This is a genomic window from Microbacterium oleivorans NBRC 103075, from assembly GCF_001552475.1.
Lineage (GTDB): Bacteria > Actinomycetota > Actinomycetes > Actinomycetales > Microbacteriaceae > Microbacterium > Microbacterium oleivorans.
This window is the reverse complement of sequence record NZ_BCRG01000001.1, coordinates 304,038-317,441: the sequence shown is the minus strand read 5'-3', so window position 1 is coordinate 317,441 and position 13,404 is coordinate 304,038. Positions and strand designations below refer to the sequence as shown.

The 13,404-nt window shown below is 71.1% G+C and carries 12 protein-coding genes; 8 read left to right on the top strand and 4 right to left on the bottom strand.

Going from position 1 to position 13,404, the window contains the following annotated elements:
- Positions 1-2: 2 nt before the first annotated feature.
- Entirely contained in the window at positions 3-632 is a 630-nt protein-coding gene (locus MO1_RS01415; protein ID WP_036310523.1) for an NUDIX hydrolase family protein, read from the bottom strand.
- A gap of 67 nt (positions 633-699) precedes the next feature.
- On the opposite strand from MO1_RS01415, the gene MO1_RS01410 reads away from it, so the two are divergent.
- From MO1_RS01410 to MO1_RS01395, 4 genes are all read left to right on the top strand, one after another.
- The gene (locus MO1_RS01410; RefSeq protein WP_082724348.1) at positions 700-1,359 is read left to right on the top strand and encodes an alpha/beta hydrolase; all 660 of its coding nucleotides are present in this window, start codon (positions 700-702) and stop codon (positions 1,357-1,359) included.
- Between the two features lie 297 nt (positions 1,360-1,656).
- A complete protein-coding gene (locus MO1_RS01405) occupies positions 1,657-3,318 on the top strand; it encodes an ABC-F family ATP-binding cassette domain-containing protein (RefSeq protein ID WP_060915010.1) in 1,662 nt (553 codons plus the stop codon).
- A 59-nt stretch (positions 3,319-3,377) separates the two neighbouring features.
- Entirely contained in the window at positions 3,378-8,081 is a 4,704-nt protein-coding gene (locus MO1_RS01400) for an ATP-dependent helicase (RefSeq protein ID WP_060915009.1), read from the top strand.
- 52 nt (positions 8,082-8,133) lie between these two features.
- Positions 8,134-8,907 carry a DNA-formamidopyrimidine glycosylase family protein gene (locus MO1_RS01395; RefSeq protein ID WP_060915008.1) on the top strand — a complete coding sequence of 258 codons (774 nt, stop codon included), beginning with the start codon at positions 8,134-8,136 and terminating at the stop codon, positions 8,905-8,907.
- Between the two features lie 23 nt (positions 8,908-8,930).
- Here the strand turns inward: MO1_RS01395 and MO1_RS01390 are convergent, their stop codons facing one another.
- Complete coding sequence (locus tag MO1_RS01390) at positions 8,931-9,230, bottom strand: putative quinol monooxygenase (protein ID WP_236081061.1); 300 nt, start codon at positions 9,228-9,230, stop codon at positions 8,931-8,933.
- Positions 9,230-9,895 carry a YitT family protein gene (locus tag MO1_RS01385; RefSeq protein ID WP_036310534.1) on the bottom strand — a complete coding sequence of 222 codons (666 nt, stop codon included), beginning with the start codon at positions 9,893-9,895 and terminating at the stop codon, positions 9,230-9,232. The genes MO1_RS01390 and MO1_RS01385 overlap by 1 nt, the downstream gene beginning before the upstream one ends.
- Positions 9,896-9,993: 98 nt before the next feature.
- Between MO1_RS01385 and MO1_RS01380 the strand changes: the two genes are divergently transcribed.
- The 4 genes from MO1_RS01380 (at position 9,994) to MO1_RS01365 (ending at position 12,511) form a co-directional block, all read left to right on the top strand.
- Positions 9,994-10,401, top strand: coding sequence for a transferase (locus MO1_RS01380; protein WP_036310536.1), 408 nt, complete (start codon positions 9,994-9,996; stop codon positions 10,399-10,401).
- Between the two features lie 69 nt (positions 10,402-10,470).
- Entirely contained in the window at positions 10,471-10,992 is a 522-nt protein-coding gene (locus tag MO1_RS01375; RefSeq protein WP_036310538.1) for a thermonuclease family protein, read from the top strand.
- Between the two features lie 28 nt (positions 10,993-11,020).
- Entirely contained in the window at positions 11,021-11,743 is a 723-nt protein-coding gene (locus MO1_RS01370) for a LysR substrate-binding domain-containing protein (protein ID WP_060915007.1), read from the top strand.
- 42 nt (positions 11,744-11,785) lie between these two features.
- Complete coding sequence (locus tag MO1_RS01365; RefSeq protein ID WP_036310542.1) at positions 11,786-12,511, top strand: glutamine amidotransferase-related protein; 726 nt, start codon at positions 11,786-11,788, stop codon at positions 12,509-12,511.
- Between the two features lie 12 nt (positions 12,512-12,523).
- On the opposite strand, the gene MO1_RS01360 is transcribed toward MO1_RS01365, so the two are convergent.
- Entirely contained in the window at positions 12,524-13,345 is an 822-nt protein-coding gene (locus MO1_RS01360) for a TspO-related membrane protein (protein ID WP_060915006.1), read from the bottom strand.
- Positions 13,346-13,404: the final 59 nt, after the last annotated feature.

Genomic DNA, 13,404 nt, shown 5'->3' with positions numbered 1-13,404 from the left:
GGCTACCGCAGCGCGCCGACCGAGGCGAGGGCCTGCCGCACGAGCGACGATCGGCCGCCCTCCATCTCGGCGGCGAGCGCGTCGGACGACGCCTCTTCGGGCGACATCCAGGTGACCTCGAGCGCGTCCTGACGCGGCTCGCACGTGCCGGTGACGGGAACGACGAACGCGAGCGACACGGCGTGCTGCCGGTCGTCGTGGTAAGCGCTCACGCCGGGAATCGGGAAGTACTCGGCCACCGTGAACGGCGCCGGCTGCGGCGGCAGCATCGGGAACGCCATCGGGCCGAGGTCGTTCTCGAGGTGGCGGAACAGCGCGTCGCGGACGGTCTCGCCATAGCGGACACGGCCCGACACGATCGTTCGCGAGATCTCGCCCATGGGCGTCGCACGCAGCAGGATGCCGACCTCGGTCACCGCTCCCATGCCGTCCAGGCGGACGGGCACGGCCTCGACGTAGAGCATCGGCAACCGCCGTCGCGCCTCGGCCAGCTCGACATCGCTCAGCCAGGCGGGGTTGCCCGCGGAGCCGGGGCGCCCCATCGACGAGCCGAGGCCTCGGAGCGGATCACGCGAGGATCCTTCCTCGTCGTCACGCTCGTTCGGGTCGGGGTCGGGAGTGCGGACGGCCATGCCTCATGTATACCCGAGCCGATGGCGCGTCCGGGTGATGTCGCCGGGCCTGGTGCAGGATGGACGCATGGTGGCCGCTTCCCCGCTCGATCCCGACGTCGTGCTCTGGTCCGCGCCCGTGGACGAGCGCGGCGACCGACCGCTGCTCGTGCTCCTGCACGGGTACGGATCGAACGAGGAGGACCTGTTCGGCCTCGTTCCGCACCTTCCCGCCGAGTACGTGGCGGTCGCGGTCCGCGCACCACTCGCACCCCGCTTCCCGATGCCGGGCTACTCGTGGTTCACGATCGACGGCGTCGAGAGTCGCGACCCCGCCGAGGTGACCGCCTCAGCCCACGCCGTCTGGGAGTGGATCGACAAGGTGCGGGGGGACGCGGCATCCGTCGGTCTTCTCGGGTTCTCGCAGGGCGGGGTGATCGCGCTGCAGATGATGCGGATGCGGCCGCGCGACGCGGCCTTCGCCGTGAACCTCGCCGGCTACGCCTTCCCCGAACCCGCAGCCGGCGATGCGGAGCTGGCGGAGGTCCGACCGCCGGTGTTCTGGGGCCGCGGTGCGCGCGACGAGGTCATCTCGGCCCGCTTCGTCGACCACACCGCCGAGTGGCTGCCCGGGCACGTCGACCTCAGCGGACGGGTCTACCCGAACCTCGCGCACAGCGTGTCAGCGGAGGAGCTGAACGACGTCCGGGTGTTCCTCGAGAAGCAGCTGGCCACGCCGAAGGGCTGAGGACGGCGGCCGACCCCTGGCATCCGCTCCGGATCGTCGCTAACATGGCCCGGTCCTTGTCCCGAGTGTGAGGAAGAGCCGTTGAAGGCTATCGACGCGATCGCGCTGTGATCCCGCGCTGACCCGTCGACCCTCCTTGAGGATGAATCCGGCGGTCCGCGCGGTGATCGATTCACCGACCAGCGCGGACCGTCGTCCTCCGATCGCAGCACGTCCGTGCTGCCCGGCCGCACCCAGCGCTGCAGGCCGGATCGTGGACACACCTGTCCGCGCACCCCTCATCACAGGGAGGCGCATATGCCCACCACACTCACCTCAGCGGTCGTCCTCGACCGCGTCACCCTCGCCTGGCCCGACGGCACCGTCGCGCTGAACGAGCTCTCCGGGGCTTTCGGTGGCGGCCGCACCGGCCTCGTCGGACGCAACGGCTCCGGCAAGTCCACGCTGTTGAAGCTCATCGCCGGCACCCTCGCACCGACCTCGGGCTCGATCTCGACCGCGGGGCGCGTCGACCTGCTGCCCCAGCAGCTGACGCTCGACACGTCCCGGAGCGTCGCCGACGTCCTCGGCATCGGGGCCACCCTCGACGCCGTACGGGCGATCGAGCGAGGCGACGTCGACGAACGCCACTTCGACACCGTCGGCGACGACTGGGACGTCGAGGCACGGGCGACGGCTGCGCTCGCCACTGTCGGCTTGCCCGACGGCGCGCTCGATCGCCGCGTCGGCGAGCTGTCGGGCGGCGAGGCGGTGCTCGCCGCCCTCATCGGCGTGCAGCTGCGTGGCGCCGACATCGCCCTGCTCGACGAGCCGACGAACAACCTCGACCGCGATGCGCGCGCCCGCGTGCACGAGCTCGTACGCACCTGGCGCGGCACGCTGATCGTCGTGAGCCACGACGTCGCGTTGCTCGAGGAGCTGGACGACACGGCGGAGATCTACGACAACGAGCTGTCGGTCTTCGGCGGCCCGTACTCCGAATGGAAGGCATGGCTAGACACCGAACAGGCCGCGGCGGCGCAGGCTGAGACTGCCGCTCGGCAGCTTCTCAAGCGCGAGCGGCGCGACCGGGCGCACGTCGAGTCCGCCATCGGGACCCGCAACGCACAGGGCCGCAAGGCCGCGTTCGAGCGGTCGGCACCCCGCATCGTGCTCGGCGCGAAGAAGCGGGCCGCGCAGGTGACGGCGGGCCGGCTGCGCGTCGAGGCGAACGAGAAGGTGGATGCCGCCCGCTCCGCCGTCGACACCGCCGGACGGCGCGTGCGCGATGACGACACGGTGCGCATCGACCTGCCCGATCCGGACGTCGGGACGGGCCGTCGCATCGCAACGATCGGCGACGGCGAGCGCGCCTGGATCATCCAGGGGCCGGAGCGCGTGGCCCTGATCGGCCGCAACGGCGCCGGCAAGACGACGCTCCTCGAGCGGCTCGTCGCCTCGGCTGCGCCGGCCGTCGGCCCGATCTCCGGTCAGGAGGCGGGTGAGCCGCCCGGATCCGGCCTGGACACGGCATCCATCCGGAGAACGGCACGGGCAGAGGCGCACACCGACCGGGTCGGCTACCTGTCGCAGCGGATCGATGGGCTCGATGAGGCGGCGTCGGTGCTGGAGAACATCCGCGCCGGGGCTCCTGGCGTCGGAGACGTGGACCTCCGGAACCGGCTGGCGCGATTCCTCATTCGCGGTGACACGGTGCTGCGGCCCGTGGCGGCGCTGTCGGGCGGCGAACGGTTCCGCGTCGCGCTCGCCCGGCTGCTGCTGGCCGACCCGCCGCCGCACCTCCTGGTGCTCGACGAGCCGACGAACAACCTCGACCTCGACACGGTCGACCAGCTCGTCGAGGCCCTCTCGGCCTATCGCGGCGCGGTGCTCGTCGTCAGTCACGACGACGCGTTCCTTCGACGCGTCGGGCCCGACCTGACGCTGGAGCTCAGCGAGGGCCGGATGACGGAGGCCTGACGTTCGGGCCGGGGCGCAAGCCCCGGCCCGATGTCGGTGGTCCGCGCGATGATAGGAGGATGGCGGACGTCCTCCAGCGGTTCAGTCCTGCGACGCAGGATTGGTTCCGTGGCGCCTTCCACGCCCCTACGTCTGCGCAGGCCGGTGCATGGCAGGCGATCTCCGCCGGAAAGCACGCCCTCGTCGTGGCTCCGACGGGGTCGGGAAAGACACTGTCGGCCTTCCTGTGGGCGCTCGACCGGATCTTCCGCGACCGCGTCGCCGAGAAGCCCGCCGCCGAGGGCGAGCAGCCCGCGCGCGGCAAGAAGAAGCGACCGGATGCCTCCTCCCCCCGCACGCGCGTCCTCTACATCTCGCCGCTGAAGGCGCTCGGCGTCGACGTGGAGCGCAACCTCCGCTCGCCGCTGGTCGGCATCGGGCAGTCCGCCCGCCGGCTCGGGATTCCGGCACCCGACGTGACGGTCGGGGTCCGCTCCGGAGACACTCCCTCCGGTGACCGGCGGCGTCTTCTCGCCGACCCTCCCGACATCCTCATTACAACACCCGAGTCGCTCTACCTGATGCTGACCTCGCAGGCAGCCGAGACGCTGCGCGGCATCCACACTGTCATCGTCGACGAGGTCCACGCGGTCGCCGCGACCAAACGCGGTGCGCACCTCGCCGTCAGCCTCGAACGCCTCGACGCCCTGCTCGACACCCCGGCACAGCGCATCGGTCTGTCGGCGACGGTGCGGCCGATCGACGAGGTCGCGCGGTTCCTCGGCGGAGCCGCGCCCGTCGACATCGTCGCGCCGAAGGCCACGAAAGCCTTCGACCTTTCGGTCGTCGTTCCGATCGATGACCTCACCAACCCTCCCCCGCCCCCGGGCGCAGACGCGGAGGAGCCGGTCGCCGTCGATCCCGACGACGATGACGGCGACGGCGGCAACTGGTACACCCCGCCGCAGTCATCCGAGATGACGGGTTCGGTCTGGCCGCACGTCGAAGAGGCGATCGTCGACCGCATTCTCGCGCACCGCTCCACGATCGTGTTCTCGAACTCGCGCCGCCTCGCCGAGCGGCTGACCGGACGGCTCAACGAGATCTATGCCGAGCGGGTGGGGATCGACGTGCCCGACCAGACCGTACCCGCGGCCATGATGGCGCAGGCAGGATCCTCTGCGGGCGTCGCCGCGATCCTCGCGAAGGCGCACCACGGCTCGGTGTCGAAGGAGCAGCGTGCGCAGGTCGAGGACGAGCTGAAGTCGGGTGTCCTCCGCTGCGTCGTCGCGACGAGCAGCCTCGAGCTCGGCATCGACATGGGCGCCGTCGACCTCGTCATCCAGGTCGAAGCGCCGCCCTCGGCGGCATCCGGTCTGCAGCGCGTCGGTCGCGCCGGCCACCAGGTGGGTGAGGTCAGCCGCGCCGCGCTGTTCCCCAAGCATCGGGGCGACGTACTGCACACCGCCGTCGTGACCGAGCGGATGCTGGCGGGTCAGATCGAGGCGATCTCGGTGCCGCAGAACCCTCTCGACATCCTCGCTCAGCACACGATCGCCGCCTCCGCGGTGGCCGTGCTCGACGTCGAGGGCTGGTTCGAGACGGTCAAACGCTCCGCTCCGTTCCGCTCCCTCCCCCGCTCGGCGTACGAGGCGACGCTCGACCTCCTCGCCGGCCGCTACCCGTCCGACGCGTTCGCCGAGTTGCGACCCCGCGTCGTGTGGGACCGGGATGCCGGGACCATCACGGGCCGACCCGGGGCACAACGCATCGCGGTCACGAGCGGCGGAACCATCCCCGACCGAGGGCTGTTCGGCGTGTTCATCTCCGGCGAGGCGCGCAATGCCCGCGTCGGGGAGCTCGACGAGGAGATGGTCTACGAGTCCCGCGTCGGCGACGTCTTCACCCTCGGGACGACGAGCTGGCGGATCGTCGAGATCACCCACGACCGCGTCAACGTCCTCCCCGCCTATGGCCAGCCGGGCAAGCTGCCGTTCTGGCACGGCGATGGGCTCGGCCGACCCGCAGAGCTCGGCGAGGCACTCGGCAGGTTCTCGCGCGAGCTGTCGACGGCGAAGCCCGAGAAGGCGACTGCACGCCTGCGCGAATCGGGGCTCGACGACAACGCGATCGGCAACCTGCTCGCCTACATCGGCGAGCAGCGCGACGCCACGGGCAGTCTGCCGACCGACAAGACCCTGACCGTCGAGCGCTCTCGCGACGAGGTCGGCGACTGGCGCGTCATCCTGCATTCCCCGTACGGCATGCATGTGCACGCGCCGTGGGCGCTGGCCGTCAACGCCCGGATCCGGGAGCGCCTCGGCGTCGAGGGAGCCGCTGTCGCGAGCGACGACGGGATCATCGCCCGCGTTCCCGACACCGACGCGGAGCCGCCCGGCGCGGAGCTCTTCGTGTTCGACGCCGACGAGCTCGAGCAGCTCGTCACCTCGGAGGTCGGCGGGTCGGCGCTGTTCGCCTCCCGTTTCCGCGAGTGCGCGGCCCGGGCGCTGCTTCTTCCCCGGCTCAACCCCAACAAGCGGTCGCCACTCTGGCAGCAGCGGCAGCGCTCGGCGCAGCTGCTCGAGGTCGCCAAGGAGCACCCGACCTTCCCGATCATCCTCGAGACGCTTCGCGAGGTCCTGCAGGACGTCTACGACCTGCCCGCGCTCCTGCGCATCGCACGGAGCATCGCGGACCGCCGCATCCGTCTCGTCGAGACGACGACGAGCTCCCCGTCGCCCTACGCGCGCGACCTGCTCTTCGGATATGTCGGCGCGTTCATGTACGAGGGCGACTCTCCGCTCGCCGAGCGGCGTGCGGCAGCGCTGTCGGTCGACCCCGCCCTCCTCAGCGAATTGCTTGGCAAGATCGAGATGCGCGAGCTGCTCGATCCCGGCGTCATCGAGCAGTACGAGCGGGAGCTGCAGCGACTCGATCCCACCCGCCGGGTCCGCGGTGTCGAGGGCGTGGCCGACCTGCTGCGCCTGCTCGGCCCCCTGTCGGCCGTCGAGGTCGCCGAACGGCTCGAAGGGGCGTCGTCCGACACCGATGCCCCGGCGCCGGCTGCGACCGAAACGGATGCCGCTGCCCTCCTCGACGAGCTCATCGACGCCCGCCGCGCCATCCGGGTCACGTTCGGCGGTGTCGCCCGCGTCGCGGGCATCGAGGACGCGGGCCGGTTGCGCGATGCCCTCGGCGCGGCCCTGCCCGTCGGCATCCCGACCGCCTTCCTCGAACCGGTCGTCGATCCGCTCGCCGACCTCGTCGCCCGCTACGCACGGACGCACGGCCCGTTCCGGACCTCCGATGTGGCGTCCCGCCTCGGCGTCGGCGGCGCTGTCGCGCGCCAGACGCTGCAGCGACTCGAAGCGCAGGGACGGCTCGCGAGCGGGTTCTTCCTGCCCGCGGACTCCACGCACTCCGACGACCTCGAGTGGTGCGACAGCGAGGTGCTGCGACGCATCCGGATGCGGTCGCTCGCCGCGATCCGCGGCAGCGTCGAGCCCGTCGAACCCGAGGCCCTGGGGCGCTTCCTGCCGGTCTGGCAGCATCTCACCCGTCCCCTCGAGGGTGTCGACGGGGTCCTCGCCGTCGTCGAGCAGCTCGCCGGGGTACCGCTTCCCGCCAGCGCCTGGGAGTCGCTCATCCTGCCCTCCCGCGTGCGGGACTACTCCCCCGCGCTCCTCGACGAACTGACCGCGACGGGCGAGGTCCTCTGGTCGGGACAGGGGTCGCTCCCGGGCCGCGACGGCTGGATCGCCCTGCACCCCGCGGATGCCGCGACCCTCACCCTGCAGACGCCCGAAGACGAGCCCACGCCGTTCGAACAGTCGATCCTCGATGCGCTCGGCGCGGGTGGCGCGTACTTCGCCGGGCAGCTCGCCGGGATGGTCGCCTCCCCCAACGAGCAGTCCGTCATCGAGGCGCTCTGGAACCTGACGTGGTCGGGACGCGTGACGAATGACACCTTCGCGCCCGTCCGCGGGCTCCTCGGCGGCGGGTCGCAGGCGCACCGCGTGACCCGGCGCACCCCGCGCTCTCGCATGTTCCGCGGTACGCCGATCGCCGCGCCGACTCGGCCCGCCCCGCAGCGGCCAGCGATGGTCGGCGGACGCTGGTCGCTGCTGCCGACGCCGGATGACGATGCGACCCTCCGGGCGACCGCGACGGCGGGCCTCCTGCTCGAGCGCTACGGCGTCGTGACGCGCGGATCCGTGCAGTCCGAGGGCGTGCCGGGTGGGTTCGCGCAGGTCTACCGGATCCTCGCCGGATTCGAGGATGCCGGGCACTGCCGGCGCGGCTACTTCGTCGAGAAGCTCGGCGCCGCGCAGTTCGCCACCTCGGCGACCGTCGACCGGCTCCGCGAGTTCGCCTCGGTCTCGGAACCCGCCCCGCTGACGGCGCGCACGCTCGCCGCCACCGACCCCGCCAACCCGTACGGCGCGGCGCTGAACTGGCCCTCGATCGAGGGCGTGAACCACCGCCCCGGCCGCAAGGCGGGCGGACTCGTCGTGCTCGTCGACGGCACGCTCGTGCTGTACCTCGAGCGCGGCGGGCGCACCGCCCTCGCCTTCACCGATGACGAGGAGGTGCTCGGTGCCGCCGCGCGGAGCCTCGTCGAGACCTCCCGCACGCGCGGGCTCGACACCCTCACGATCGAGCAGGTGAGCGGCGCGTTCGTCTACACGACGGCGGCCGGCCGTGCGCTCCGCGACGCCGGCTTCGTCGAATCGCCCAAGGGCCTCACCCTCCGTCGCGGCGCACGGACCCCGCAGCATGCCTGAGGTTTTCCATGCCTGAGCCGAAGGCGACTGATGCCTGAGCCGAAGTCGACTTATGCCTGAGGGCGACACCGTCTTCCGAGCCGCGCGGAAGCTGCACGAGGCGCTCGCGGGCCACGAGGTCACCCGCTTCGAGGTGCGCGTCCCGCGGAGCGCCACCGTCGACCTCCGCGGCGAGACCGTCCACGAGGTCGTCCCCCGCGGCAAGCACCTTCTCATGCGCATCGGCTCGCAGACCCTGCACTCCCACCTCAAGATGGAGGGCCGCTGGCACGTCTACCTGCCCGGCCAGAAGTGGCGGGCACCGGCGTTCCAGGCCCGCGCGATCGTCGGCACCCGACCCGCGGATGCCGTCGGCTTCGAACTCGCGATGGTCGAAGTCCTGCCGACCGCCGACGAGGACCGCGTCGTCGGCCACCTCGGTCCCGATCCGCTCGCCGACGACTGGGACCCGGCGACGGCGATCGCCAACGTCGCGGCGGACGAACGCGCCATCCACGTCGCGCTCCTCGACCAGCGGAACGTCGCCGGGTTCGGCAACGAGTACGCGAACGAGCTGCTGTTCGTCCGCGGCATCCGTCCCACCGCGCTCGCGCGCGACGTCGATGTGCCCGGCATCATCGAGACCGGCACCCGGATGATCCGTGCGAACCGCGACCGGCAGGGGCGGACGTTCACCGGTGACAGCCGTCCGGGCAAGCAGACGTGGGTCTACGGCCGCGGCGGGAAGCCGTGTCGCCGCTGCGGCACCCTCATTCAGGGGTCGGAGCTCGGTGCTCGCGCGACCAGCGAACGGATCGTGTTCTGGTGCCCCGTCTGCCAGCCCTGACCTGACCCGACCTGACAGAGAGGTCAGTCCTCCGGCGTCAATCCCTCGACGCGGTAGCGACGTTCGATACCCGCCGTCGCCCGGCCCCATTCGCTGTCGGCAGCCCGACGCTGGTGCTCCCGGAACGTCGGCGCATCGGTCCAGAGCTCTTCGACCGACCACGCGTGACCGCCGCCGAGCGGCGTGATCTCGAACAGCAGACAGCCCGGTTCGGCGCGGGTCCGTTCGATGTGCGCGTCGAGGTGTTGCCGCACGGCATCCGCTTCGGCCTTCGTCGCGCAGATCATGCGACCCGACAGGCGCACCCCCCCGATGTCGACCATCAGTGGCCGATGTACCGGCCGGGCCGGTGGTTGAGGGCGAGCACCAGGTTCAGCACGACAGCACCGGCCGCGCTGAGCACGACGAACGGCCACGGGACGACGAGGAGGGCGAGGAGAATGACGAGGACATCGAAGACCATCATGGTCCACCCCACGCGGATGCCGGTCGCATCCTGGATGACGAGGGCCACGACATTGATCCCGCCAAGGCTCGCCCCGTGCCGGAACACGATGAGAAGGCCGATCCCGGCGAGCAGGTTTCCGGCAACGGTGCCGAAGATCGGGTCGATGCTCTCGACGAGGAACAGGTGCTCGATGAGGACGGAGAAGCCCGACACCCCGGCGATGCAGACGAGGGTGCGGAGGGCGAAGTTCCACCCGCGCTTCCACACCGCGAGCGCACCGAACGGCAGGTTGACGACGGCGAACAGCGCCCAGAACGGCCAGTCGAGGGCGTAATTCAGCAGCAGCGAAAGTCCCGCCGTGCCGCCCGTCACCGCTGTACTCAGGTGCAGGAGGAAGAGTCCGAGGGAGACCGTGAAAGTCCCCGTCGCGAGTCCGACGACATCATCCAGCCACGAATGGGGGGCGGCCTTCTCCTCGAAGACGAGCGAAGGCCCCGTCTCGGGGGCGGCGGGGTCGACCGGGTCTGCGTGGGCTGTCACCGAATCAGGTTACCCAGCCGCGGTCAACCCCATGATTTCGGGTGCCGGATGGGAATGAAATGCCTTGTGGGACGTTGTATCCGCCAAGGAGGATTCCCGTGGGCAAGAACTACATCGACATCGAGAACGACCGAGGCGAGACGCTGCGTTACCGCAAGCACGCCAACGGACGTGGCTTGATCGCGAACGGTGCCAAGGTGCACCCCAGCGCGATCGTTGACGCAGGCAGCTACGTCGAACCCCGGGCACAGATCGCAGCGGGTGCGCGCATCGGCCGCGGCGTCTGGATCGAACCGGACGCGATCATCGGCCCGAACGTCGAGATCGCCCCGCACGCGCACATCGGAGCGGGAGCGTCGATCGGCGCCGGCGCGAAGATCGGCGTGCGGTGCTTCGTCGGCGCCGGCGCGCGCGTCGCGAGCGAATCCCTGATCGGCGACGACGAGAGCATCCCTGACGGGGAGCGCGTCGCCACCGACCGCCGCGGACTTCGCCTCGCTGCCTGATCCCGGGGACCCAGGCTCGGTCGCCCACGCGGTCGGGCCGACGTCCGTGCCCGCCGTTAGCATCCACGGGTGACGACTCCGCGCCGAACCTCCCGTTCGGTGATCGCAGGCTTCGTGGGGGCGCTCCTGCTCGCAGGCCTGTGGGCCGCGGCATCCACTCTCCGAGGGACGCCAACGGATGACATCCCCACCGGGGCAGTCGCGTACACGGTGGAACGGGTCGTCGACGGTGACACCCTCATTGCGCGTGACGGCGGGGACCGACTCCGGATCCGTCTGATCGGCATCGACACCCCTGAGCTCAGGCCCTCACCCGAGTGCGGAGCGGATGCCGCCAAAGATCGCCTCCGCAACCTCGCCCCCGAGGGTGATCGCATCTGGGCCACGGCCGACCGCGAGCCGACGGATCGCTACGACCGTGCGCTCCGCTACCTGTGGACTGACGACGGTGACTTCATCAACGAGTCGCTCGTCGCCGAGGGGCACGCAGAGACGCTCCGCATCCCGCCCAACATTCGCTACGCCGAGCAGTTCGCCGGCGTCGAGGCCGCTGCCCGCGCAGCACACGCCGGCCGATGGGGCACCTGCTGAGCCGCGCGGCGCGGCTACGCTGACAGGCATGGCGACACGCGGCGGACCCCAGCGCAAGGGCAGTCGTCCCGCTCCGGCCCGGTCTCGCGCCGTCGCAGCAAAGCCGAAGGCGAAGCCCGCGCAGAACCTCCGGAACGACCCCGCCACGCCTCCCCCGTCATATGGGCCGTTCCGCCTGGGAGCCATCCCCGGCGCGACCCCGGGCAAATGGATCGACACCTGGAAGACGCGGATGCCGCGGATCGCCCTCGAACTCGTCCCACTCACCGTGGCGGGTCAGCGCGACGCCGTCGCGCGCGGTAACGTCGACGCAGCGATCGTTCGTCTGCCGATCGACCGCGACGGCCTCCACGTGATCCCGCTGTACGAGGAGACGCCGGTCGTCGTCTGCTCCGTGGACTCGCACCTGACCGCTGCGGATGACCTCGCTCTCGACGACCTCGCCGGCGAGGTCCGCATCGTGCCGCGTGACGACGTGCTCTCCTTCGACGCCCCGGGCACCGAGCCACCGCGGTTCACGGCGCCCGGGACGACGGGCGACGCCGTCGAGACGGTCGCGACCGGCGTCGGGATCGTCATCGTGCCGATGTCACTCGCGCGACTGCACCATCGCAAGGACGTGACGTTCCGCCCGCTCACGGGGGCCCCGGCATCCGTCGTTGCACTGGCCTGGCCGGTCGAGGGCGCCAGCGAGCACGTCGACACCTTCGTGGGCATCGTGCGGGGGCGCACCTCGAACTCGTCGCGCTGACACGCGGCGTTCGGCCTCCGATCGGGCATTTAGACTCGAGGAATGGCTCCGCTCGTCTATCTGTGCGTTCGCCCGCAGGTGGATGCCGCGGACGGCGAGTATGCGTCGTTCCACCAGGCCATGGGCACCGGCGAGAGCGGCCTCGAGCGGTGGAACCTCGTCGAGGACGACCTCCCCGTTGACGCGTTCACGCGCTGGCGAGGTTTCGTCGTCGGCGGGAGCCCCTTCAACACGACCGACCCCGAAGACGCGAAGCCCCCGGAGCAGTTCCGCATCGAAGCAGGTCTCGGCGCGGTCGCCGAAGCCGCCGCCGCCGGTCGTACGACGGCGCTGTTCACGTGCTTCGGTATCGGTGTCGCCTCCCGGGCCCTCGGTGGCGAGGTCACGCGCGATCACCCGGAGGACACCGGGCCCACCGGCATCCGTCTCACCGAAGACGGCCGTCACGACCCGCTGTTCGGCGCGCTCGACGCGGAGTTCACCGCGTTGACGGCTCACAAGGAGGCGATCGCGCGGTTACCCGAGGGCGCGGTCCTCCTCGCGACGAACGACGACTGCCCCGTGCAGGCCTACCGGCTGGGCGAGCGCCTGTATGCGACGCAGTTCCACCCGGAGCCCACCGGGGTCGCGTTCACCGAGCGCATGACGATCTACCGCAACCACGGCTACTTCGACGCCGACGAGTACGACCTCGTTGCGGCGCGCGTGATGGCCGCGGATCTCGACGAGCCGCAGCGGCTGTTGCGACGCTTCGCCGCCTCGTTCTGACCGCCGCCGCGCTCAGCTGGGGGCGAACGCGAGTTCGCCGCGGCGACCGCGGGCCCAGAGGACGAGCGGCACGATGACGACGATCGCGGCCGCGATCCACGCCACGATCGCGATCGGGGTGGACTGGGGCTCGGTCGCGAACCGGCCGATGCCGATCCACAACAGCCCCCACGCCGAGGCGAGGGCGGGTGCGAGGCGGCCCCGGGTGCCGATCGCGCTCGAGGCGGCGATCAGGACCACCACGACGATGACGGCGATGCCCCACGCGGTGGCTGCGTCACCCCACGACTTCGGCGCGACCTCCGCGGTGAGCCACGCGGTCACGTTGGCGACGGTGGCGAGCGTGACCCAGCCCAAGTGCAAGCCGACGGTGACGTCGGTGAAGAAGGTCTCCGCGAAAGATCGCGGCGGGTTCAGCACGAGGATGCGGATGGTCCAGCCCAGCGCGACGAGGAGGGCGACGATCGTCACGACGGTGACGAGGAGCGTCGTGTACTGCGCGGCCAGCAGCCAGAAGCCGTTGAGCACGGCGGTCAGGGCGATCGGGTAGCCGGCCTTCCGCTGACGGTCGCTGCCGCGCTGCGACGGGAGCGCCTGCCAGATCGTGTACGCGATCATGAAGAGGTAGATGACGCTCCAGATCGAGAATGCCTGGGCTGCGGGAGCGAGCACCGTGGACGTCGCCGAGAGTGCGCCGTCCTGCACGTCCTGCACGGGCGTCCCGCCGAGCACACCCGCCCCGAACAGGGCGGCGACGAGCATGAACGACACGGCCGAGATGACGACGATCTGGCGGGTGAGGTCAGAGGAACGGGATGCGGTGGAGCTCGTCATCGGGCCACGGTACGACCTACCCCGCCTCGGCAGCGACCTCTTGACAGGTTCGCGCGGCC